General features: G+C 67.8%; 15 protein-coding genes and 1 pseudogene. 7 read left to right on the top strand and 9 right to left on the bottom strand.

Going from position 1 to position 22,628, the window contains the following annotated elements:
- The first annotated feature begins 50 nt into the window (after window positions 1-50).
- Entirely contained in the window at window positions 51-692 is a 642-nt protein-coding gene (locus FA90_RS27770) for a hypothetical protein (protein WP_373994626.1), read from the top strand.
- Window positions 674-1,036: an ABC transporter permease gene (locus FA90_RS27765; RefSeq protein WP_373994625.1), complete on the top strand. Its 363-nt coding sequence runs from the start codon at window positions 674-676 to the stop codon at window positions 1,034-1,036. The genes FA90_RS27770 and FA90_RS27765 overlap by 19 nt, the downstream gene beginning before the upstream one ends.
- On the opposite strand, the gene FA90_RS27760 is transcribed toward FA90_RS27765, so the two are convergent.
- On the bottom strand, window positions 978-1,202 hold the full coding sequence (locus FA90_RS27760) for a hypothetical protein (protein ID WP_373994644.1): 225 nt from the start codon (window positions 1,200-1,202) through the stop codon (window positions 978-980). The two genes, FA90_RS27765 and FA90_RS27760, sit on opposite strands and share 59 nt — an antisense overlap.
- Here FA90_RS27760 and FA90_RS24165 point away from each other — a divergent pair.
- The 3 genes and pseudogenes from FA90_RS24165 to FA90_RS27420 all read left to right on the top strand — a co-directional run bounded on the left by FA90_RS24165 (window position 1,105) and on the right by FA90_RS27420 (window position 3,575).
- A pseudogene (locus FA90_RS24165) lies at window positions 1,105-2,809 on the top strand (ABC transporter ATP-binding protein). The gene FA90_RS27760 and the pseudogene FA90_RS24165 sit on opposite strands and share 98 nt — an antisense overlap.
- A gap of 89 nt (window positions 2,810-2,898) precedes the next feature.
- Window positions 2,899-3,438, top strand: coding sequence for a Gfo/Idh/MocA family protein (locus FA90_RS24160; protein ID WP_051972056.1), 540 nt, complete (start codon window positions 2,899-2,901; stop codon window positions 3,436-3,438).
- The gene (locus FA90_RS27420; protein ID WP_239700953.1) at window positions 3,438-3,575 is read left to right on the top strand and encodes a hypothetical protein; all 138 of its coding nucleotides are present in this window, start codon (window positions 3,438-3,440) and stop codon (window positions 3,573-3,575) included. The genes FA90_RS24160 and FA90_RS27420 overlap by 1 nt, the downstream gene beginning before the upstream one ends.
- 194 nt (window positions 3,576-3,769) lie before the next feature.
- Here FA90_RS27420 and FA90_RS24155 read toward each other — a convergent pair whose 3' ends face one another.
- From FA90_RS24155 to aroG, 5 genes are all read right to left on the bottom strand, one after another.
- Window positions 3,770-4,549 carry a Gfo/Idh/MocA family protein gene (locus tag FA90_RS24155; protein ID WP_051972055.1) on the bottom strand — a complete coding sequence of 260 codons (780 nt, stop codon included), beginning with the start codon at window positions 4,547-4,549 and terminating at the stop codon, window positions 3,770-3,772.
- A gap of 89 nt (window positions 4,550-4,638) precedes the next feature.
- Window positions 4,639-6,348, bottom strand: coding sequence for an ABC transporter ATP-binding protein (locus FA90_RS24150; protein WP_036164524.1), 1,710 nt, complete (start codon window positions 6,346-6,348; stop codon window positions 4,639-4,641).
- Between the two features lie 7 nt (window positions 6,349-6,355).
- Entirely contained in the window at window positions 6,356-7,402 is a 1,047-nt protein-coding gene (locus FA90_RS24145; protein WP_239700456.1) for an ABC transporter permease, read from the bottom strand.
- Window positions 7,399-8,337, bottom strand: coding sequence for an ABC transporter permease (locus tag FA90_RS24140; protein WP_036164521.1), 939 nt, complete (start codon window positions 8,335-8,337; stop codon window positions 7,399-7,401). The genes FA90_RS24145 and FA90_RS24140 overlap by 4 nt, the downstream gene beginning before the upstream one ends.
- Before the next feature lie 89 nt (window positions 8,338-8,426).
- Window positions 8,427-9,488, bottom strand: coding sequence for a 3-deoxy-7-phosphoheptulonate synthase AroG (gene aroG, locus FA90_RS24135; protein ID WP_036164518.1), 1,062 nt, complete (start codon window positions 9,486-9,488; stop codon window positions 8,427-8,429).
- Between the two features lie 435 nt (window positions 9,489-9,923).
- Between aroG and FA90_RS24130 the strand changes: the two genes are divergently transcribed.
- On the top strand, window positions 9,924-12,845 hold the full coding sequence (locus tag FA90_RS24130; protein ID WP_036173410.1) for a TonB-dependent receptor: 2,922 nt from the start codon (window positions 9,924-9,926) through the stop codon (window positions 12,843-12,845).
- A gap of 101 nt (window positions 12,846-12,946) precedes the next feature.
- Here FA90_RS24130 and tldD read toward each other — a convergent pair whose 3' ends face one another.
- The 3 genes from tldD to FA90_RS24115 form a co-directional block, all read right to left on the bottom strand.
- Window positions 12,947-14,407: a metalloprotease TldD gene (gene tldD / locus FA90_RS24125; RefSeq protein ID WP_036173406.1), complete on the bottom strand. Its 1,461-nt coding sequence runs from the start codon at window positions 14,405-14,407 to the stop codon at window positions 12,947-12,949.
- A gap of 64 nt (window positions 14,408-14,471) precedes the next feature.
- Window positions 14,472-15,278 (bottom strand): carbon-nitrogen hydrolase family protein, encoded by an 807-nt coding sequence (locus tag FA90_RS24120; protein WP_036173403.1) that lies wholly within the window; start codon window positions 15,276-15,278, stop codon window positions 14,472-14,474.
- Window positions 15,275-19,507 (bottom strand): YhdP family protein, encoded by a 4,233-nt coding sequence (locus FA90_RS24115; protein ID WP_307172349.1) that lies wholly within the window; start codon window positions 19,505-19,507, stop codon window positions 15,275-15,277. Before FA90_RS24115 ends, FA90_RS24120 begins: the two co-directional genes overlap by 4 nt.
- Before the next feature lie 303 nt (window positions 19,508-19,810).
- On the opposite strand from FA90_RS24115, the gene glnE reads away from it, so the two are divergent.
- On the top strand, window positions 19,811-22,555 hold the full coding sequence (glnE, locus tag FA90_RS24110; protein WP_036173401.1) for a bifunctional [glutamate--ammonia ligase]-adenylyl-L-tyrosine phosphorylase/[glutamate--ammonia-ligase] adenylyltransferase: 2,745 nt from the start codon (window positions 19,811-19,813) through the stop codon (window positions 22,553-22,555).
- The last annotated feature ends 73 nt before the right edge of the window (window positions 22,556-22,628 follow it).

Here is a 22,628-nt window from a genome sequence, read left to right as displayed (position 1 = left end):
TTGCTGGCCGACCTGATGTACCAGGCGGTCGATCCGCGCGTGAAGCTGGCATGACGGACCGGACGATGGGTACCGACAGCGCGACCGCATTCCCGATGCAGGCCTCGCCCGGCCTGTGGACGCTGGCCTGGCGGCGCCTGCGCGCCGACCGCGTGGCGATGGCTTCGCTGGCCGTGGTGCTGCTGTTCCTGCTGTCGGTCGTGTTGTCGGCGACTGGGCTGGTCGCGGCCGACTGGGAAGACGAGGTCGCCGTCAACTACGCGCCGCCGAGCTTCATCGGCCCCGACCCGGCGCTGGCCGCGCTGGCACAGCCGCAACGGCCGGCCCCGCCGAACGCCTTCGATCCGCTGGCCGGCGACATCGCCGTGCTCAAGGCGCAATTGGCGCGAGAGGGGCGCGCGGTGCAAAAGCCCAAACGCACCACGCTGCCGTTCGGCGCCGACAAATGGGGCCACGACGTCATCAAGAAAACCATCAAGGGCGGCCAGACCTCGATCGTGGTCGGCCTGGTCGCGGCCTTCGTGGCGGTGGCGCTGGGCACCTTGTTCGGGGCGCTGTCCGGCTTTTACGGCGGGGTGGTCGACGATGCCTTCAACTGGTTCTACAGCGTGTTCACGTCGATCCCGTCGATCCTGATGATCCTGGCGGTGGCGGCGGTGCTGCAGACCCGGGCGTGGCGAGCATCGTCCTGATCCTGGGCCTGACCGGCTGGACCGGACCGTACCGCCTGATCCGCGCCGAGTACATCAAGCACAAGGCGCGCGAATACGTGATGGCCGCCGACGCCATCGGCGCCTCGGACTGGCGCAAGATGTTCAGCCATATCCTGCCCAACGTCTCGCACGTGGCGCTGGTGCAGATGTCGATCCTGGTGGTCGGCTTCATCAAGGCCGAGGTGATCCTGTCGTTCCTCGGCTTTGGCGTGCCGGTCGGGACCGTCTCGTGGGGCAGCATGCTCAACGAGGCGCAGAACGAACTCATCCTCGGCAAGTGGTGGCAATTGACGCCGCCGCCACTGCGATGGCGCTGCTGGTGACGGCCTTTTCCTTGTTTTGCCGATGCACTGCGCCGATGCGCTCGATCCCAAGTTGAAGTGAAAGCCGCATGAGCCAATCGACGATCCACGAGACGAATTTGCTAGAGGTGCGCGACCTGCGCATCTCGTTCAGGACCGACAAGAAAAACAAGGTCGAAGCGGTCAAGGGTATCTCCTCCGCGTCCCGGCGGACAGCACGGTGGCGCTGGTGGCGAATCGGGCAGCGGCAAGTCGGTCAGCTCGCTGGCCGTGATGGGCCTGCTCCCTGCTGAGACCACGATCATCGAGCCGGGTTCCTCGATCCGCTTCGAAGGCGCGAGCTGCTTGCGTTGTCCCAAAAAGAGCGCCGGAACATCTGCGGCAAGGACGTCTCGATGATCTTCCAGGAACCGATGTCCTCGCTGAACCCGGTGTTCACGGTCGGTTTCCAGATCGGCGAAGTCCTGCGCCTGCACATGGGCATGGGCAAGCGCGAGGCGCGCGCGCGCACGCTGGCGCTGCTCGAGGAAGTCGGCATCCCCGACCCGGCCGCAAGATCGACGCCTACCCGAGCCAGATGTCGGGCGGCCAGCAGCAGCGCGTGATGATCGCGATGGCGATCGCCTGCGAGCCCAAGCTCCTGATCGCCGACGAGCCCACCACCGCGCTCGACGTCACGATCCAGAAGCAGATCGTCGAGCTGATCGCGAAGCTGCAGCAGCGCCGGCGCATGGCGGTGCTGTTCATCACCCACGACCTCGGCCTGGTCGGCGAGATCGCCGACCGCGTGATCGTGATGCGCCACGGCGAAGTGCGCGAAGAGGGCTCGGCAAGCCAGGTGCTGCACGCGCCCGAGGACCCCTACACGCGCGCGCTGCTGGCCTGCCGCCCGACCCTGGACGCGCGGCCGCTGCGCCTGCCCACCATCGCCGACTTCCTCGGCCAAGGCGGCCCGGCCCAGGCGCGCGCGGACGCGCAGACGCAGCGCGTGCGGGGATACGCGCCCGGCGATGACAACGTGCTGGTCGTGAAGGGACTGTCGAAAAGCTTCTGGCTGCGCGAAGGCTGGTTCGGCAAGCGCGAGTTCCAGGCGGTGAAGGACGTTTCGTTCACGCTCGCGCGCGGCAAGACGCTGGGCGTGGTCGGCGAATCCGGCTCGGGCAAGACCACGGTCGGCCTGAGCCTGCTGCGCCTGCACCGCGCCAGCGGCGGCAGCGCGCTGTTCGACGGACGCGACCTGTTCGCCATGAGCGAGCGCGAGTCCAGCCGTACAAACGGCGCATCCAGATCGTGTTCCAGAATCCGTACGCCTCGCTCAATCCGCGCTTCACGGTCGGCCAGATCCTGCTCGAGCCGATGCGCATCCACCGGATCGGCGCCAGCGACGCCGGGCGCATCGAGCATGCACAGTATCTGTTGCAGCGCGTCGGCCTGCCGGCCCAGGCCATCGGACGCTACCCGCACGAGTTTTCCGGCGGCCAGCGCCAGCGCATCGCGATCGCGCGCTGCCTGACCATGAAACCGGAGATCCTGGTGTGCGACGAATCGGTGTCGGCGCTGGACGTCTCGGTGCAGGCCCAGGTGCTGAACCTGCTGCAGGACCTGCAGGACGAGTACAAGATGAGCTACATCTTCATCTCGCACGACCTGTCGGTGGTGAAGTACATCTCGGACCGGGTGATGGTGATGCACCACGGCAGCGTGGTCGAGATGGCGGATTCGGACGAGCTGTACCGCAACCCCCGCCATCCCTACACGCAGGCGCTGCTGGCGGCGATTCCGCGCGCCGCTTGAGCCGGGCTCGAATTTTCCACAGGCAAGCTGGCGCTGCCGTTCCACGGCGCGTGCAAACATGAGCTTCCATCGAAAACAAAGGAAGCAGAATGAAGCATAGCCAGCCGCCGCGCCGGGATTTCCTGCGTTACATGGGAACCCTGGCCCTGTCCGCGCCCGCCGTCGCGGCCGCGAACGACCAGGACAAGGTAACGTTCCCGCCGATCTACGACAAGAGCGAGAAACCCGAGCAGACCGAACCGCCGGCCGACCCGTGGAACGAGCGCGTCGGTGTCGCCATCGTCGGCCTGGGCCGCATCTCCGTCAACGAGATGCTGCCGGCCTTCGCCCAGAGCAAGCACGCCAAGCCGGTCGCGCTGGTCACCGGCGACCGCGCCAAGGGCCTCAAGATCGCGCACCAGTACAACATTCCAGAAGCCAACGTGCTGGATTACCGCGACTTCGAAAAGCTGGCGCAGATTCCCGATGTGCAGGCGGTCTACATCGCGCTGCCCAACGGCATGCACGCCGAGTACACGACCCGCGCCGCGCGCGCCGGCAAGCACGTGCTGTGCGAAAAGCCGATGGCCAACAGCGTGGCCGAGTGCCAGCAGATGATCGACGCCTGCAAGAAGGCGGCAAGAAGCTGATGATCGCCTACCGCAGCCAGTACGAGCCGATGGACCGCGCGCTGGCCAAGATGGTGCGCGAGAAGAAACTGGCGCGCTCAAGGAATTCAGCTCGGTCAATTCGCAGGACATGGGCGACCCGCAGCACTGGCGCCTGAAACGCAAGCTGGCGGCGGCGGCGGGGCGGCTGGCTGGGGCGGCGTGAGAGAGCGGTGGTGCTGCGAGGCGCGGTGGGGGCGGGCGAGGGGTGGGAGGAGGCGCGGCGGTGCGGTGGATGAGCGCGGAGGCGAGGATGAACTGGCACGATTCCTCGACTTCGCGGAAACGCGGATCGCCCGGGGTCGACCAGGTATTACCGATGACTTCGCTCGGTTCCTCGCCGCTGAGGAAGCGCGCGGCGTTCAGGCAGTACAGGCCGACGTCCGGCAGCGCCCCGCCGCCGGCAGCTTGCGTTCAGGCGCCAGTGCTGCGGGTCGCCCATGTCCTGCGAATTGACCGAGCTGAATTCCTTGAGCGCGCCCAGTTTCTTCTCGCGCACCATCTTGGCCAGCGCGCGGTCCATCGGCTCGTACTGGCTGCGGTAGGCGATCATCAGCTTCTTGCCGGCCTTCTTGCAGGCGTCGATCATCTGCTGGCACTCGGCCACGCTGTTGGCCATCGGCTTTTCGCACAGCACGTGCTTGCCGGCGCGCGCGGCGCGGGTCGTGTACTCGGCGTGCATGCCGTTGGGCAGCGCGATGTAGACCGCCTGCACATCGGGAATCTGCGCCAGCTTTTCGAAGTCGCGGTAATCCAGCACGTTGGCTTCTGGAATGTTGTACTGGTGCGCGATCTTGAGGCCCTTGGCGCGGTCGCCGGTGACCAGCGCGACCGGCTTGGCGTGCTTGCTCTGGGCGAAGGCCGGCAGCATCTCGTTGACGGAGATGCGGCCCAGGCCGACGATGGCGACACCGACGCGCTCGTTCCACGGGTCGGCCGGCGGTTCGGTCTGCTCGGGTTTCTCGCTCTTGTCGTAGATCGGCGGGAACGTTACCTTGTCCTGGTCGTTCGCGGCCGCGACGGCGGGCGCGGACAGGGCCAGGGTTCCCATGTAACGCAGGAAATCCCGGCGCGGCGGCTGGCTATGCTTCATTCTGCTTCCTTTGTTTTCGATGGAAGCTCATGTTTGCACGCGCCGTGGAACGGCAGCGCCAGCTTGCCTGTGGAAAATTCGAGCCCGGCTCAAGCGGCGCGCGGAATCGCCGCCAGCAGCGCCTGCGTGTAGGGATGGCGGGGGTTGCGGTACAGCTCGTCCGAATCCGCCATCTCGACCACGCTGCCGTGGTGCATCACCATCACCCGGTCCGAGATGTACTTCACCACCGACAGGTCGTGCGAGATGAAGATGTAGCTCATCTTGTACTCGTCCTGCAGGTCCTGCAGCAGGTTCAGCACCTGGGCCTGCACCGAGACGTCCAGCGCCGACACCGATTCGTCGCACACCAGGATCTCCGGTTTCATGGTCAGGCAGCGCGCGATCGCGATGCGCTGGCGCTGGCCGCCGGAAAACTCGTGCGGGTAGCGTCCGATGGCCTGGGCCGGCAGGCCGACGCGCTGCAACAGATACTGTGCATGCTCGATGCGCCCGGCGTCGCTGGCGCCGATCCGGTGGATGCGCATCGGCTCGAGCAGGATCTGGCCGACCGTGAAGCGCGGATTGAGCGAGGCGTACGGATTCTGGAACACGATCTGGATGCGCCGTTTGTACGGCTGGAACTCGCGCTCGCTCATGGCGAACAGGTCGCGTCCGTCGAACAGCGCGCTGCCGCCGCTGGCGCGGTGCAGGCGCAGCAGGCTCAGGCCGACCGTGGTCTTGCCCGAGCCGGATTCGCCGACCACGCCCAGCGTCTTGCCGCGCGCGAGCGTGAACGAAACGTCCTTCACCGCCTGGAACTCGCGCTTGCCGAACCAGCCTTCGCGCAGCCAGAAGCTTTTCGACAGTCCCTTCACGACCAGCACGTTGTCATCGCCGGGCGCGTATCCCCGCACGCGCTGCGTCTGCGCGTCCGCGCGCGCCTGGGCCGGGCCGCCTTGGCCGAGGAAGTCGGCGATGGTGGGCAGGCGCAGCGGCCGCGCGTCCAGGGTCGGGCGGCAGGCCAGCAGCGCGCGCGTGTAGGGGTCCTCGGGCGCGTGCAGCACCTGGCTTGCCGAGCCCTCTTCGCGCACTTCGCCGTGGCGCATCACGATCACGCGGTCGGCGATCTCGCCGACCAGGCCGAGGTCGTGGGTGATGAACAGCACCGCCATGCGCCGGCGCTGCTGCAGCTTCGCGATCAGCTCGACGATCTGCTTCTGGATCGTGACGTCGAGCGCGGTGGTGGGCTCGTCGGCGATCAGGAGCTTGGGCTCGCAGGCGATCGCCATCGCGATCATCACGCGCTGCTGCTGGCCGCCCGACATCTGGCTCGGGTAGGCGTCGATCTTGGCGGCCGGGTCGGGGATGCCGACTTCCTCGAGCAGCGCCAGCGTGCGCGCGCGCGCCTCGCGCTTGCCCATGCCCATGTGCAGGCGCAGGACTTCGCCGATCTGGAAACCGACCGTGAACACCGGGTTCAGCGAGGACATCGGTTCCTGGAAGATCATCGAGACGTCCTTGCCGCAGATGTTCCGGCGCTCTTTTTGGGACAACGCAAGCAGCTCGCGCCCTTCGAAGCGGATCGAGGAACCCGGCTCGATGATCGTGGTCTCAGCAGGGAGCAGGCCCATCACGGCCAGCGAGCTGACCGACTTGCCGCTGCCCGATTCGCCCACCAGCGCCACCGTGCTGTCCGCCGGGACGCGGAAGGAGATACCCTTGACCGCTTCGACCTTGTTTTTCTTGTCGGTCCTGAACGAGATGCGCAGGTCGCGCACCTCTAGCAAATTCGTCTCGTGGATCGTCGATTGGCTCATGCGGCTTTCACTTCAACTTGGGATCGAGCGCATCGCGCAGTGCATCGGCAAACAAGGAAAAGGCCGTCACCAGCAGCGCCATCGCAGTGGCGGCGGCCGTCAATTGCCACCACTTGCCGAGGATGAGTTCGTTCTGCGCCTCGTTGAGCATGCTGCCCCACGAGACGGTCCCGACCGGCACGCCAAAGCCGAGGAACGACAGGATCACCTCGGCCTTGATGAAGCCGACCACCAGGATCGACATCTGCACCAGCGCCACGTGCGAGACGTTGGGCAGGATATGGCTGAACATCTTGCGCCAGTCCGAGGCGCCGATGGCGTCGGCGGCCATCACGTATTCGCGCGCCTTGTGCTTGATGTACTCGGCGCGGATCAGGCGGTACGGTCCGGTCCAGCCGGTCAGGCCCAGGATCAGGACGATGCTCGCCACGCCCCGGGTCTGCAGCACCGCCGCCACCGCCAGGATCATCAGGATCGACGGGATCGACGTGAACACGCTGTAGAACCAGTTGAAGGCATCGTCGACCACCCCGCCGTAAAAGCCGGACAGCGCCCCGAACAAGGTGCCCAGCGCCACCGCCACGAAGGCCGCGACCAGGCCGACCACGATCGAGGTCTGGCCGCCCTTGATGGTTTTCTTGATGACGTCGTGGCCCCATTTGTCGGCGCCGAACGGCAGCGTGGTGCGTTTGGGCTTTTGCACCGCGCGCCCCTCTCGCGCCAATTGCGCCTTGAGCACGGCGATGTCGCCGGCCAGCGGATCGAAGGCGTTCGGCGGGGCCGGCCGTTGCGGCTGTGCCAGCGCGGCCAGCGCCGGGTCGGGGCCGATGAAGCTCGGCGGCGCGTAGTTGACGGCGACCTCGTCTTCCCAGTCGGCCGCGACCAGCCCAGTCGCCGACAACACGACCGACAGCAGGAACAGCAGCACCACGGCCAGCGAAGCCATCGCCACGCGGTCGGCGCGCAGGCGCCGCCAGGCCAGCGTCCACAGGCCGGGCGAGGCCTGCATCGGGAATGCGGTCGCGCTGTCGGTACCCATCGTCCGGTCCGTCATGCCAGCTTCACGCGCGGATCGACCGCCTGGTACATCAGGTCGGCCAGCAAATTGAACACCATCGTGGCGGCCGCGACGTACACCGTGATCGCCTTGATGACCGGGAAATCGCTGCGCTCGACCGCCAGGATGACTTCGCGCCCGATGCCTGGGATGCCGAAGAAGCGCTCGAGCAAAAAGGCGCCGATCAGCAGCGCCGGGAGGTTGGCCATGACGTAGGTGATGATCGGGATCGCCGCGTTGCGCAGCACGTGCACCCAGACGATGCGCCGCTCCGGCAAGCCCTTCGCGCGCGCGGTGCGCACGTAATCCTGGCCGACCTCGTCCAGCACGAAACTGCGGAACAGGCGCAGCGTCGGCGCCAGCGACACGGCCAGGCCGATCAGGATCGGCAGCGTCGCGTAGCGCAGCAGGTTTTCCCAGAAGCCCTCGCCCCAGCCCTGCACCGGAAACAGGCCGAGTTTGTAGGCCAGGCCATACTGGAACACGATGATGTAGACCAGGATCGAGATCGACATGCCGACCGTGCAGGCGATCATCACGATTCGGTCGGTCAGCGAGCCGCGCATGAAGGCCACGGCCAGCGCCAGCGCGATGCCGACCAAGGTTTCGAGCACGGTCAGCGGGACCAGCACCGTCAGCGAGGGCCCCAGGCGGCTGGTCAGGATGTGCGACACCGGCTCGCCCGTGCTCCAGGCGTTGCCGAAATCGAAGGTGACGATCTGCTTCACGAAAATACCGAGCTGGACGTACCACGGCTGGTCCAGCCCGAGCTGGGCGCGGATGCTGGCGATCGCGTGCGCATCCGCCATCTTGCCCGCCAACAGGTAGGACGGATCGCCGCCCACCCAGTTAAACAGCAGGAACACCAGCACGACGACGCCCGCCATGGTGGGCAACATCTGCCACAGGCGCCGCAGGATATAAGCAAACATCGAGTTTCCCGGGATTCTGGAATGTCGAGACTATAGACCAGATTGGCCGGGCCGGACCGGAAAAGATGTCATGAGGGCATAAGCTGCATTCAGTTATCCTCGCGCAGGCGGCGCTGGCGCACGCTCGCGGCCAGGTCTTCCAGCACGGCCACGCTGGCGTCCCACTCGATGCAGCCGTCGGTGACCGACTGGCCGTAGGTCAGCGCCTGGCCCGGCACCAGGTCCTGGCGCCCACCGACCAGGTGCGACTCGACCATCACGCCGACGATGCGGGTGTCGCCCGCCGCGAGCTGGCGGCCGATGTCGGCGCACACCGGAATCTGGTTCTGCGGATTCTTGCTGCTATTGGCGTGCGAGGCGTCGATCATCAGGCGGCTGGCCAGGCCGTTGGCGGCCAGCTGCCTGCAGGCTTCCTCGACGCTGGCGGCGTCGTAGTTCGGGGCCTTGCCGCCGCGCAGGATGATGTGGCAATCCTCGTTGCCGGAGGTCGACACGATCGCCGAATGGCCGCCCTTGGTCACCGACAGGAAATGGTGCGCCTGCGAAGCCGCCTTGATGGCGTCGGCGGCGATCTTGATGTTGCCGTCGGTGCCGTTCTTGAAGCCGACCGGGCAGGACAGGCCGGACGCCAGCTCGCGGTGCACCTGCGACTCGGTGGTCCTGGCGCCGATCGCGCCCCAGCTGATCAGGTCGGCGATGTACTGCGGGCTGATCACGTCGAGGAACTCGGTGCCGGCCGGCAGGCCCAGCTCGTTGATGTCGCGCAGCAGCTCGCGCGCCATGCGCAGGCCGTCGTTGATGCGGAAGCTGTTGTCCATGTACGGGTCGTTGATCATGCCCTTCCAGCCGACCGTGGTGCGCGGCTTTTCGAAATACACGCGCATGACGATTTCGAGTTCGCCCTTGAAACGATCGCGCTGCTCGACCAGGCGGCGCGCGTACTCCAGCGCCGCCTTCGGATCATGGATCGAGCATGGACCGACCACCACCATCAGGCGGTCGTCCTGGCCGTGCAGGATGCGATGCAGCGCCACGCGCGCCTGGAAAGCGGTCTGCTCGGCCGCCGCGGTGACCGGAAACTCGCGGATCAGGTGCGACGGGGGCGTGAGTTCCTTCATTTCGCGGATGCGTAGGTCGTCGGTGCGGGGCATTGCTGTTCTCCGTTCTTGAAAATGAAAAAACCGCCATCGCTGGCGGTTTTTCTGGAATCTTGCGTCGACTTCGTTCTGTTGTTGCGTGAACCTGCCGCTACTCCACCGCCGTTGGGCTGGAATGGCTGAACCAAAAATAAAAGTGGAAGAAAACGATCTGGCGCATGGTGGGTTCCGAAGTGTCCGACTGACTATAACAACAATGCCGCGCGATTGGCAAGCGCTTTATCCAAGCGTCATACGTCGTGTGCGAGCGTCGTTATAGACAATCGGTTGCGCGAAGCCGACAGCCTGTTTCGCCTTACCCATCCCGGTTGAGAGATGTCAGCCTTGCTCCGCCTCCCGATGCAACAGTCATGGCAAGCCCCGGCCGACCCGCGCCCTGCGTCGGCCAGGCAATCCCATCGAAGCCATCTACCGCACTGGAGTCCGGACATGACTGAAACACCGATATCCCGAACCATACGCCGCCTGTTCGCCGGGGGCGGCGCCATCGGCATCGCGCTGATGGCGCCGCCGGCCCATGCCCAGGAGGCCGCGCCCAGGACCACGCCGGGGTCCACGCTTGCCCAGGAAGCCGCCCCTGCCCAGGCGCCGGTCGCGCGCGTCGAAATCACCGGCTCCAACATCCGCCGCTCCCAGGCCGAGACCGCGTCCGCGGTCCTCACCGTGAACCGCGCCGACATCGAACGTTCGGGCCGCCAGACCGTGGCCGAGCTGCTGCAGACGCTGGCGGTCGACAATGCCGGTTCGGTGCCGACCAGCTTCGGCAACGGCTTCGCGGCCGGCGCCTCGGGGGTCTCGCTGCGCGGCCTGGGCGTGGCCTCGACCCTGGTGCTGATCAACGGCCGCCGCGTCGCGCCCTACGGCCTGGCCGACGATGGCCAGAAGCAGTTCACCGACCTGAACGTGATCCCCGCCGACGCCGTCGACCGCATCGAGATCCTGCTCGACGGCGCCTCCGCCATCTACGGCTCGGATGCGGTGGCCGGCGTGGTCAACGTGATCCTGCGGCACGACTTCAAAGGCACCACGATCCGCGGCCAGACCGGCATCGCCCGCAACTGGGACGGCCGGCAGTGGAACTTCGCGTTCACCAAAGGCTTCGGCGACATGGACACCGACGGCCGCAACGCCTTCTTCTCGGTCGAATACAAGAAATTCCGCGAAATCTGGAACCGCGACCGCACCGACCGCGACTACCTCGGCAAGATCGACCTGCGTCCCTGGGGCTACTCGGCCAACGAGGCGCTGGGCGGGACCGGTGCGATCCTGCGCGGCCAGTCGACGGCCGGCAGCGCCGTCAACGGCAACGTGCGCGATCCGGCCACCAGCGAATACTACAACCGCGCCGACCCGGCCGGCGTCAATTTCACCCGCTTCTTCCCGGGCGCGGCCTGCGCCAACTTCACCCGGCACCCGCAGGGCGACCCGGGCGGCGGCTGCCTCATCGACAGCACCTCGGTCTACGGCCAGGTCCTGCCCAAGCAGGAAAACCTCAGCCTGTACGGGCGCGCCACCTTCAAGCTGCCCTACGACATCGAGGCGTTCGCCGAGGTCAACCTGTACAGCAGCGCCACCGATACCTCGACCACGCCCTCGACGGTGAGCGGCTCGGTCGGTTACCCCGGCGGGCCGGTCAACAACGCCGGCGTGCAGCTCGGCGCCGCCCATCCCGACAATCCCTACTTCGGCAGCGCGGCCCGCCTGCGCTACCTGGCGGCCGACGTCGGCCCGCGCACCACCAGCATCAGCTCCTTCTTCCAGCGCTGGGTCGCCGGGGCGAGCGGCAGCCACTTCGGCTGGGACTGGACCGCCGGCATCCTGTTCTCGCACAACCACACCAACCAGGACTGGACCGGCTACCTGCAGCGCGACGTCACCTTTGCCCTGCTCGACCCCAGCGCGGCCAACGTGGCGGCCGCCACGCTCGGCAGCGCGGCCTACCGCGCCCTGCCGCTGGGCACCGTGTGGCGCATCGGCGAGAACGCAGGGCTGAATTCGCCGGCGCTGTACGCCGCGCTGTCGCCCAACCTGAACAACTCGGCCGACACCCGGCTCGGCCAGATCGACTTCCGGGTCACGCGCAACTTCGGCGGCTGGCTGCCGGGGGGCGACATAGGCATCGCCGCCGGCGCCGAGTGGCGTCACCAGTACACCACGCTGAACCCGACCTCCGGCACCGAGCGCGGCAACATCATCGGGCTGGGCTATTCGGCCTATGCGGGCGGGCGCAACGTGGCCGCGCTCTACGTCGAAGCGCTGGCGCCGATCCTGAGCAACCTCGAACTGACCGCCGCCGGGCGCATCGACCACTTCACCGACGACAGCATCGGCACGGCGTACACGCCCAAGCTGGGCATCAAGTACACGCCGATTCGCTCGCTCGCCCTGCGCGGCAACTGGGGCCACGGCTTCCGCGCCCCTGGCCCGGCCGAGAACGGGCGAGGCGGCCTGGCCGCGTACTCCACCGCGGCCGATCCGGCCCGCTGCGCGCTCGGGGTCACCAGCGCCTGTTCGCCGGCGTCGGTTGCCTTGATCACCTCGCCGAACCCGAACCTGTCACCCGAGCGCTCGACCAACTGGGACCTGGGCGTGATCTGGGACCCGCTGCCGGCGTCCAGCGTGTCGTTCGACTTCTGGCGCATCAAGCGCAAGGACGAGATCAACCAGGGACAGGTTCCCGTCGCGATCGCCAACGGCAGCGTGGCGCGCGACCTGGCCGGCGCCGTGCCCGGCCTGGCAGGCGACCCGGGCCCGATCACGGCCGTGCTGGTACGCTACGAAAACTCGGCCGAAACCGTCGTCAAGGGCTTCGACGTCGATGGCCGCCAGCGCGTCAAGCTGCCGCAGGACTTCGGCAACCTGGTGTTCGACATCAAGTGGACGCACCTGTACAAGTGGCTGCGCAGCGACCGCGACGGCACCCAGCGCGACTTTGCCGGCACCCATGGCAACTGCGACGTGACCAACTGTGTCGGCACGCCGCGGAACCGGTCCAACTTCCACGCCACCTGGGAACGCAGCAACGTCCGCCTGACCCTCTCGGTCAACTACCGCAGCAAGATCAAGAACATCCTGTTCCAGGGCGACCCGGACGGCTGCGCCAGCACCTTCGCCGACGGGTCGCCGGCGCCGAGCGGCTGCGAGCTGGCTTCGTTCACGACCTTCGACCTGACCGGGCGCTGGAAACCGTCGCCGGGTTCGCGCTGGGAGATCTCGGCCTCGATCCTGAACATGTTCGACAAGATCCCGCCGCTCGATCCGCTGACCTACGGCGCACAGTCGTACAACCCGCTCGACTTCGACGGCGCACGCGGACGCACGTACACGGTGGGGGCGCGCTACACGTTCTGATCGGTGCCGATGACGAGGCAAAAAAAACGCCTGCTGCACTTTACATGCAGCAGGCGTTATTGCATGGCCGCGAACGGCGCCGCAGCGGATTCAGACGCCGATCAGGCCGTACCGCCTACCGTCACGCCATCGATGCGCAGCGTCGGCTGGCCCACGCCCACCGGGACGCTCTGGCCTTCCTTGCCGCACACGCCCACGCCCGAGTCCAGGGCCATGTCGTTGCCGATCATCGAGATCTTGTTCATCGTGTCCGGGCCGTTGCCGATCAGGGTGGCGCCCTTGACCGGATAGGTCACCTTGCCGTTCTCGATCATGTAGGCTTCGCTGGCCGAGAACACGAACTTGCCGTTGGTGATGTCGACCTGGCCGCCGCCGAAGTTGACCGCGTACAGGCCGTTCTTGACCGAGGCCAGGATCTCGGCCGGGTCCTTGTCGCCGGCCAGCATGTAGGTGTTGGTCATGCGCGGCATCGGCAGGTGGGCGAACGATTCGCGCCGTGCGTTGCCGGTCACCGGCATCTTCATCAGGCGCGCGTTCATGGTGTCCTGGATGTAGCCGCGCAGGATGCCGTCCTCGATCAGCGTGGTGCATTGGGTCGGATTGCCCTCGTCGTCCATGTTGAGCGAGCCGCGCCGATCCTGCAGCGTGCCGTCGTCGACGACCGTCACGCCCTTGGCCGCGACGCGCTCGCCGATCATGCCGGCGTAGGCCGACGAGCCCTTGCGGTTGAAGTCGCCTTCCAGGCCGTGGCCGACCGCCTCGTGCAGCAGCACGCCGGGCCAGCCCGGGCCCAGCACGATGGTCATCGGACCGGCCGGGGCCGGACGCGCTTCCAGGTTGACCAGGGCCGAATTGACCGCCTCGGCCGCGTATTTTTCCAGCAGCTCGTCGCTGAAGTAGCCGTAGTCGTAACGGCCGCCGCCGCCCGAGGAGCCGACTTCGCGCCGCCCGTTCTGCTCGGCGATGACGGTGACGGACACGCGCACCAGCGGGCGGATGTCGGCCGCCAGCACGCCGTCGCTGCGCACCACCAGCACGACGTCGTATTCGCCGGCCAGGCCCGCCATCACCTGCACCACGCGCGGATCCTTGGCGCGGGCGATCTTCTCGACGCGCTCGAGCAGCTGCACCTTGGCGGTGGCGTCCAGCGAGCCGAGCGGATCGTGCGGCAGGTAGAGCGAGCGGCCGCCGGTCGGCTGCACCTTGCCGGCCACCTTGACGCGGCCGGCGCCCGCGCGCGCGATCGTGCGCGTGGCGGCAGCGGCGTCCAGCAGCGCGGCCTGGGAAATGTCGTCGGAATAGGCAAACGCGGTGCGCTCGCCCGAGACGGCGCGCACGCCGACGCCCTGGTCAATCGAGAAGCTGCCGCTCTTGACGATGCCTTCTTCCAGGCTCCAGCCTTCGCTCTTGGTGAATTGGAAATACAGGTCGGCGTAGTCGACCTTGTGGGTGAACATCGTGCCCAGCGTCGTGATCAGCTTGCCTTCATCGAGGCCAAACGGCGTCAAGAGGAGGTCGCGCGCCACCGACATGGCACTGAGATTCGGTTCGAAAGGTTTCATTGCTTCAGGTCTTTCTCATATGGATAGAGGCATTGTGCCATATCCGTTTCGTTCGTACCGGCACTTACATTTTGCGGTGCTTCAAGGCCGGCAAGCTCTCGCGCACGCGCGCAAGGTAGGCGCCATCGATCTCGCCGCTGACCACGCCCTCGCCTTCCTCGAGCACGGCCTTCACTTCGCCCCACGGGTCGATCAGCATGCTGTGGCCGAAGGTGCGCCTGCCGTTCGGATGGGTGCCGCCCTGCGCCGCCGCCAGCACGTAGCACTGGTTTTCGATCGCGCGCGCACGCAGCAGCACTTCCCAGTGCGCGCGGCCGGTGGTGTAGGTAAACGCGGCCGGCACCACCATCAGCGCGCACTCGCCCATCGCGCGGAACAGTTCGGGGAAGCGCAGGTCGTAGCAGATCGACAAGCCGACCCGGCCGAACGGCGCCTCGAACTGGCTGACGCGCTCGCCCGGTACGATGGTACGCGCCTCGTCATAGGATTCGCTGCCGGTGTTGAAGCCGAACAGGTGGATCTTGTCGTAGCGCCCGACCGCCTGGCCTTGCGGATCGTAGACCAGCGTGGTGTTGAGCACGCGCGCCGCATCCGGGGACGCCAGCGGCAGCGTGCCCCCGATCAGCCAGATGCCGTGCTCGCGCGCCTGGGCCGCCATGAAGTCCTGGATCGGGCCATGGCCGGCCGGCTCGGCCAGGCCGACCTTGTCGGTGTCGACCATGCCCATGATCGGCCAGTACTCCGGCATCGCGACCAGCTTGGCGCCGCGTGCGGCGGCGTCCGCCAGCAGGCGCGCCGCCGTATGCAGGTTGTCGTCGAGGTTCGGGGTCGACACCATCTGGATGGCGGCCACTACGGTATTGTCGCTCATTGGCTTCCCTTCTTCGATTTGGAGACGGCTGGCTTCACTGCGGGATTGTCCAGCTTGGTGATGGTCGGCGATTTCCACGGCCCGGTCACCTGCATGTGATAGGTCAGCGCCTTCATCACCGGTGCGCGCAGGAACAGCTGGGCCAGGAAGCTGCCGATGCCGATGACCGGGTTGACCGCCAGGCCGTACACCAGCGGACCGGTGCCCAGGTTAAATTCCGGAATCACCACCACGTGCAGGTTGGTCGATTCGTTGGCGATGTCGGCGCTGCCGTCCATCAGCACCGTGGCCTGCACGCCATGCATCTTGAGGTTGTCGGTGTGCAGCACGCCGCGCGTGATCATCGCGTTGGCGGTGATGCCGTCGAAGGCCAGGCCTTCCGAGAACACGTCGTGGAAGTCGAGCTTGAGCATGCGCGGCAGCATCTGCAGGCTCAGCACGCCGAGCAGCTTGGCCGCACCGGGATCCTGCTTGAGGAACTGGCCGTCCTCGACGTTCATCTGGATCTGGCCGGACAGGCTCGGGATGTCGAGCGAGTACGGCAGCCCGGCCCAGGAAATGTCGCCCGACAGCTGGCCCTTGCCGTGGCGCAGCGTGCCCTGGAAGCCGAGGCGGTCGAGCAGGCGCCCGGCGTCGGCGATGTCGAGGTTGAAGTTGAGCGCGGTGTTGCTCTTGCCGTCGCGCGTCAGCCAGCGGCCGTTGGCTTTCAGCTGGCCGTCCGGATTGGTCAGGCTCAGGCGGTCGATGCGCCATTCGCGCCCGGCCAGCGCCTGGGCATTGCTGGCGACCAGCTCGAGGCGCCCGAACTGCTTGTTGAACAGCTCGAAGCGGTCGGCGACGATGTCCAGGCCCGGGATGCTGGCGCTGGCGCCCTTGCTCGATTCGAGCAGGTCCTTGACTTCGTTTTCGGACGATTGCGGGATGTTGAGCGAGGCCAGGCGCGCGGTGACCTTGCCCAGGCCAGGTCCGGCGCCCGGCCCGGCCTGCAGCTCGTTCCAGGTGACCCAGCCGACCACCTGTTGCGAATCGACGTTGACCTGCCAGCTGCCCGGCAGGTGGGTGGCGCCGACTACCACGTCGCGCAGCGTGCGCTCGCCGATGACGAGTTCGCCGGCGCGCGCGCCGATCGTGTCCGGCACCACGTACTGGGCCATGCCGCCCCCGTTTCTCTCCTGGCCGGTGCCTGTGCCTGCGCCTTCGGCCGCGCCGCCCGGGCCGGCGATCTCGGTCGCTGCGGCGAGCCAGCGGTCGACGTTCAGGGCTTTCATGTTCACGTTGATCATCATCCCGCTGTCCGGCTCCGGCGCAGGCATGTTCACGCCGATGCCGCCGCGCTTGACGACCCAGGGCGCGCGCGGCTGGCGCTCGCGCACGTAGCGCGCGGCGGCCACGCTGCCCAGCTTGACCTGGATCTCGTCGTGGCCGACACCGTTTTCACCGGTCGGCTGGCCGTTGAGCTGGAAATGCAGCGGCAGCGTGTCGGCCTGCGGCTTGTTCAGCGGGGCCGGCAGGTCGATGCCCATGCCCGCCAGGTTGGAGTCGAGCGCGACCTGCAGCGCGTGGTCCTTGACGCTGACCGTGCCGCCGAAGCGCGCCCCGCCCTGCAGCTTGGCGCCCAGGCGCTGCAGCGCCGGCAGCGCCTCGGTCCTGCGCAGGCCGTCGGCGGTGGCGCTGCCGGCCAGGCGTACCACGATGCCGCCTTCGCGCTGGGTGCCGCCGGACAGCGACAGCGGCCCGCCCAGGAAGCTGGCGCCGATGCCGTTCAGGTTGACGCCGTGCTCGGAAAATTCGATCCGGCCCAGCGCCGCCTGCACCGGCGGCAGTTCGGGGAACAGCGTGACGTCATTGCTCTGTAACTGGAGCGCGCCCTGCACCTTGGTCGAATGCAGGTCCCACAACGGCAGGTGCAGCTTCAGGCCGAGGCGGGCCGGACCGCTGGCGCGCGTGTCTTCGGTGAAGCCGCCGATCCATTCCAGCACCGGGCTGGCGGCGACGTAATGCAGGAAGTCCTGCAGCGGCCCGTTGGCGGTGCCGTCGATGTCGAGCACGCTCTCGGGGGCGCCCAGTTCCGGGATCACGGCGCGCACGTTGGACAGCGCGACGCCGAGCGTGCGTGCGCTGTCGCCGTGGATTTCCATGCGCGCGCGGTCGAACAGCAGGCTGCCGTCGATGCCCTCGGCGAGCGGCCACAGCGGCGCCTTGCCGTCCGCCGCACGGTGGCCCGGCGCGTAGTCGAGCTTGCCGTTCTCGATGCGGCCGGTGACGCGGAACTCGCCGCGCGCGCGCGCGGCCGCGCCCTCGCCCTTGAACGGGAACTGCGACAAATCGCCGCGCAGGCGCAGGTGGGCGTCGTGCACGATGCCGCCCTGCAGCGCATTGGTCAGCCAGTCGTGCAGGCCCTCGTGCGTGGCCAGCGGCAGGTAGTGGCCGATGCGGGTGACGTCGAAGTTGTCGATGGTGGCATTGATGTCGGCCGTGCCGGGACCCTGGCCGGGCTTGAGCGGCAGCAGGTGGCGCCCGCTCAGGCTGGCCTTGAGGGCGCCCTGCGTGAAATTCAGGCCGTCGACTTCGACCAGCAGCTGGTCGGCCTGCGGATACGACCAGCGCCCGCGCAGCGCCAGCGTGTCGAACGGCATCTCGGGATCGGCAAACCAGGCCGGCATGGCCAGCGCCAGCTTGTCGGCGTCGATGTTGACGCTGCCGCCCTGGTCGCTGGCGTCGATCGAACCGGACAGGTTGCGAAAGCCCGGGATGGCAGGATGCTCGGCGCCGCTCGCGCCCGATTGCGCCAGCGGGTTGATGCCGAGCTGCTCGACCTGGCCGCGCAGGCGGTAGGCCGCCGGTTTCGGCAGGCGCCCCTGCCACTGCGCCTGCACGTCGACCAGGCGGCCGCGCGGCGCCAGCTCGAGCAGCAGCGCGCGCTGGTTCGGCGTCAAGGGCAGCTGGGTGGCCAGCGCGGCTAGCGGGGCCAGCTCGAGCCCGCGCGCGCGCACGTCGGTGCGTTCCGGCTGCAGGCGCACGGCCGGGCGCCAGCTCAGGCTGGCCGTGCTAGAGGGCAGCGTCACGCCGGCGCGCGTGACCGCCGAGAAGTTTTCGAGCGACACCTCGTAGCCGAGCGCGCCGAAGGTCGGCCGGCCCGAGCCTTCGCCCGGCGCCAGCGCCTCGCGCGCCGACAGGCGCCCGCTCACCCGCGCCAGCTCGAGCTGGGGCGCGTCCTTCGACAGCCGCGCCGACACGCCGGCCAGGCCGAGGTCGGCGGTGAAGCCGGCCAGCCGCGCACGGTCGACGCTCAGCCAGGCGCGCACCGAGCCGCGGCCCTGCTGCACGGCGAACGGATAGTCGACGTACGGGGTCCAGGCGGCCAGGTCGGTGTCGCGCAGGTCGGCGTAGACCTCGCCTTTCCAACGGCGCGCGTCGGACGCCCTGGCGCCGAAGACCGGATGGGAAAAACGCGCGCGCACGTCGAGCGGCGCGCTCAGGCCGCGCGGCGGCGTCGCCTTGAGCGCGAAGCGGTGCGAGGTCCAGCGGTTCCGCAGCGCCAGGGTGACGTCGGACAGCTCGAGCGTGGGCGCGCCGCGCAGGCGGTCGGTCCAGGACAGGCGGCCTTCGCGGATGATGACTTCGCGCTGGCGCAGCAGCCAGTCGGCGCCGCCGCCCTCCTCGTCCTTTTTGTTCGGATCGATGCGCACGCCGGCGACCCACAGCACGCCGTCGGCGGCGCGCGTGACGTCCAGCTCGGGACGGTTGATCTCGAGCGACTCGAAGCGCGGATCGAGCGCCGCCAGCGACCACCAGGACAGCGTGGCCGACACCGACGGCAGCGCCAGCAGTTGATGCCCGGCCTTGTCGCGCAGGCGCAGGTCGCCCAGGTACAAGCTGGGGTTCAATCCGCGCCAGGACGCGTAGATGCGCGCGATCGTGACCTGGTTGCCGAGCGCGCGGCTGGCGGCGCGTTCGATGTGGCCCTTGTACAGGTCGATGTTGGGCAGGATCGCGTAGCGCAAGGCCAGGAACAGCACGGCCAGCGCGAAGTACAGCAGGAGGAAGGTCTTGATGGCGAAGCCGAGCACGTGGTGCGAGGCCAGGTTGCAGACCCGGTAGGCGGCGCGCAAGCGGGCCCAGCGCGTCGCGAGCGGGACGTGCGCCGGCGCCGGCCCGAGCATCTGCTCGTGCTGCTCGCGCTGCTCGTCCTGCTGCGCGCGCTCCGCCTGCGGTTCCGGGTTGTGCATCAAGGTACTCAAAAAGCTCGCCGCAATTATCCAAAAATCGATCGAAACATCGGTGGGACCTTCCCTCGTTACCGCCCCGGAAGAGTACAGCAGGCAATTTTACCGCATAGCAGGTCGCCCGGAACGCACAAACGTGCCGCTAAACCACCCTATACCACGCGATTCGCAGGCAATCGCGCTGCTAATTTGCGCTCATCCGCCGCTGCAACGCGCCGACATGTCCAGACAAGCACGCATGCCGCGCCACGCATCTGCCATACTGCTGCCCGATACTGCGCCACAGCGCGACTCGAGACATCCGCCATGACCCACACCTCGCCCGCCCCGATCGTTCCCGACCCCGTTTCACGCTTCCAGCAACGCTGGCTCGCCGCCGATCCGGCACGCGCCGTGCAGCTCGAAGCCCTGAGCCGATTATCGCTGGCCCGGCTCGATGTCGGCGCAGCGCTGGACGCCGAGCCGGATCTGCCTCTGAACCGCCGCATGCGGCGCCTGCGCAACCTGCTCATCTGCGCCATCATCGAGCGCGACCTGTCCGGCCGCGCCGACCTGGACGAGGTCGTCAGCGCGATGAGCCGCTTCGCCGACTTCGCCGTCCAGACCCACCTGGCCGCGCTGATGGACGAATTGACCGCCATCCACGGCATGCCGATCGGGGCCGAATCGGGCCGACCCCAGCAGATGATGGTGCTGGCGATGGGCAAGCACGGCGGCGGCGAGCTCAACGTGTCGTCCGACATCGACCTCATCTTCGTCTACCCGGAAGACGGCGATACCCGTATCGACGCGTCCGGCCAGCGTTCGCTGTCCAACCACGAATTTTTCGTGCGCCTGGGACGCAAGCTGATCGCCGCCCTGTCCGAGGTGACCGAGGATGGCTTCACGTTCCGCGTCGACATGGCGCTGCGTCCAAACGGCAAGTCGGGTCCGCTGGTGGCGAGCCTGAACATGGTCGAGGACTACCTGATCGTACAAGGCCGCGAGTGGGAGCGTTATGCCTGGGTCAAAGCGCGCGCGGTCACCGGCGATCCCGTCGACATCGCCGCGCTCGACGCGATCGTGCGGCCGTTCGTGTACCGGCGCTACCTGGACTTCGGCGTGATCGACGCGATCCGCACCATGCACGCCCAGATCCGCGCCGAGGTCAACCGCCAGGAACGCCTGCATCCCGAGCGCAGCCACAACGTCAAGCTGGGACGCGGCGGCATCCGCGAGATCGAGTTCCTGGCGCAAGTATTCCAATTGATACGCGGCGGCCGCGATCCGGCCTTGCGCACGCGCTCGACGCGCGCGACGCTGCGCCTGCTGGCCGAACGCGAACTGCTCTCCAGCGAGGTGGTCGACCAGCTGCTCGAGGCCTATACCTTCCTGCGCAACCTCGAGCACCGCCTGCAATACCTGGACGACGCCCAGACCCACACGCTGCCGGCCGCGCCGCAAGACCGCGCCACCGTCGCGCACATGATGGGTTTGCCGGATGAGGCGGCGCTGCTGGCCGAGCTGGACGCGCGGCGCGTGTTCGTCGCCCAGCAGTTCGACGCGATCTTCGCCGACAAGAGCGCGGGCGCTGGCGCCAGCAACGCGGTCGACCCGGGCGCCTCGCTCACCGACCCGGACAACCGCGACGCCATCGCCGACCGCCTGGCCAGCCTCGGCTTCGACGCCCCGGGCCCGAGCGCCGACCGCCTGATCGCGACCTGGCAGGCGCCGCGCCTGCAGACCCTGCCCGAAGCCAGCCGCAACCGGCTGGTGGCGCTGGTCAACGCCGCCCTGCCCCAAATCGCCGCGGCGGTGGCAGAGGCCAGGCTGGGCAGCCACACCGCCACGCTCGGGCGCCTGCTCGACTTTTTCGAGGCGATCGCGCGCCGCTCGGCTTATCTGTCGCTGCTGACCGAATACCCGCACACGCTCGAGCGCGTGATCCGCATGATCAACGCCAGCGGCTGGGCTGCGACCTTCCTTACCCAGCACCCGATCCTGCTCGACGAATTGCTCGACGATCGCGGCAACGCCGCCGCCAGCTGGTCGGACGACCTGCCCGCGTTCGCCGCCAGCCTGGCGCGCCAGCTCGACGCGGCCGAGGGCGACACCGAGCGCCAGCTCGACATCCTGCGCGAAGCCCACCACGCCCAGCTGTTCCGGCTGCTGGCGCTGGACCTGGCCGGCGAACTGTCGGTCGAGCGCCTGGCCGACCACCTATCGGCGCTGGCCGACCTGATCGTGGCCGAGACCGTGCAGCGCGCCTGGCGCACGATCGCCACGCGCCACCGCGACACGCCGCGCTTCGCCGTGATCGCGTACGGCAAGCTGGGCGGCAAGGAACTCGGCTACGTTTCCGACCTCGACGTCATCTTCCTGTTCGACGACGACGACGACATGGCGCCATCGAACTACGCCAAGCTGGCCCAGCGCTTCATCACCTGGATGACGACCCACACGCCGGCCGGCATCCTGTTCGACATCGACACCGCGCTGCGCCCCGACGGCGCCTCGGGCATGCTGGTGTCGTCGATCAATGCGTTCGAGCGCTACCAGCGGGCCTCGGCCTGGATCTGGGAGCACCAGGCGCTCACGCGCGCGCGCTTTTGCGCCGGCGACGCGGACATTGGCACGCGCTTCGAAGCGATCCGCGAACAAGTATTACGCCAGCGGCGCAATCCCGACACGCTGCGTGATGAAGTCGTGAAAATGCGCCAGCGCATGCATGAGGCGCATCCGCAACGCAGTGATTCATTCGATCTCAAGCAGGACGCCGGCGGCATGATCGATATCGAATTCATCGTCCAGTACCTGGTGCTGCTGCACGCCGCGGACTATCCCCGCTTGACCGCGAATGCCGGCAACATCGCCTTGTTGCGCCTGTGCGGCGAACTCGGCCTGGTCGACCCCGGCCTGGCCGCCGGCGCCGCCGATGCCTACCGCGCGATGCGCAAACTGCAGCACCAGGTACGCCTGCAGGGCCAGGAAAACGCGCGTGTCGCCCCGGAACTGGTCGCACAGCATGCGACAACGGTCGCGCAGCTTTGGCATCGCTGCTTTAACGCCTGATCGGCGCCGCTTCCCTTTTTTCCCTTCGGTTTGCATTTGGGCGCATGCACCGCGCCTGCGCGCGGGCGCACGT

Origin of the sequence: Massilia sp. 9096, assembly GCF_000745265.1 — a bacterium.
GTDB lineage: Bacteria > Pseudomonadota > Gammaproteobacteria > Burkholderiales > Burkholderiaceae_D > Telluria.
This window is presented reverse-complemented; position numbering and strand designations above follow the sequence as displayed.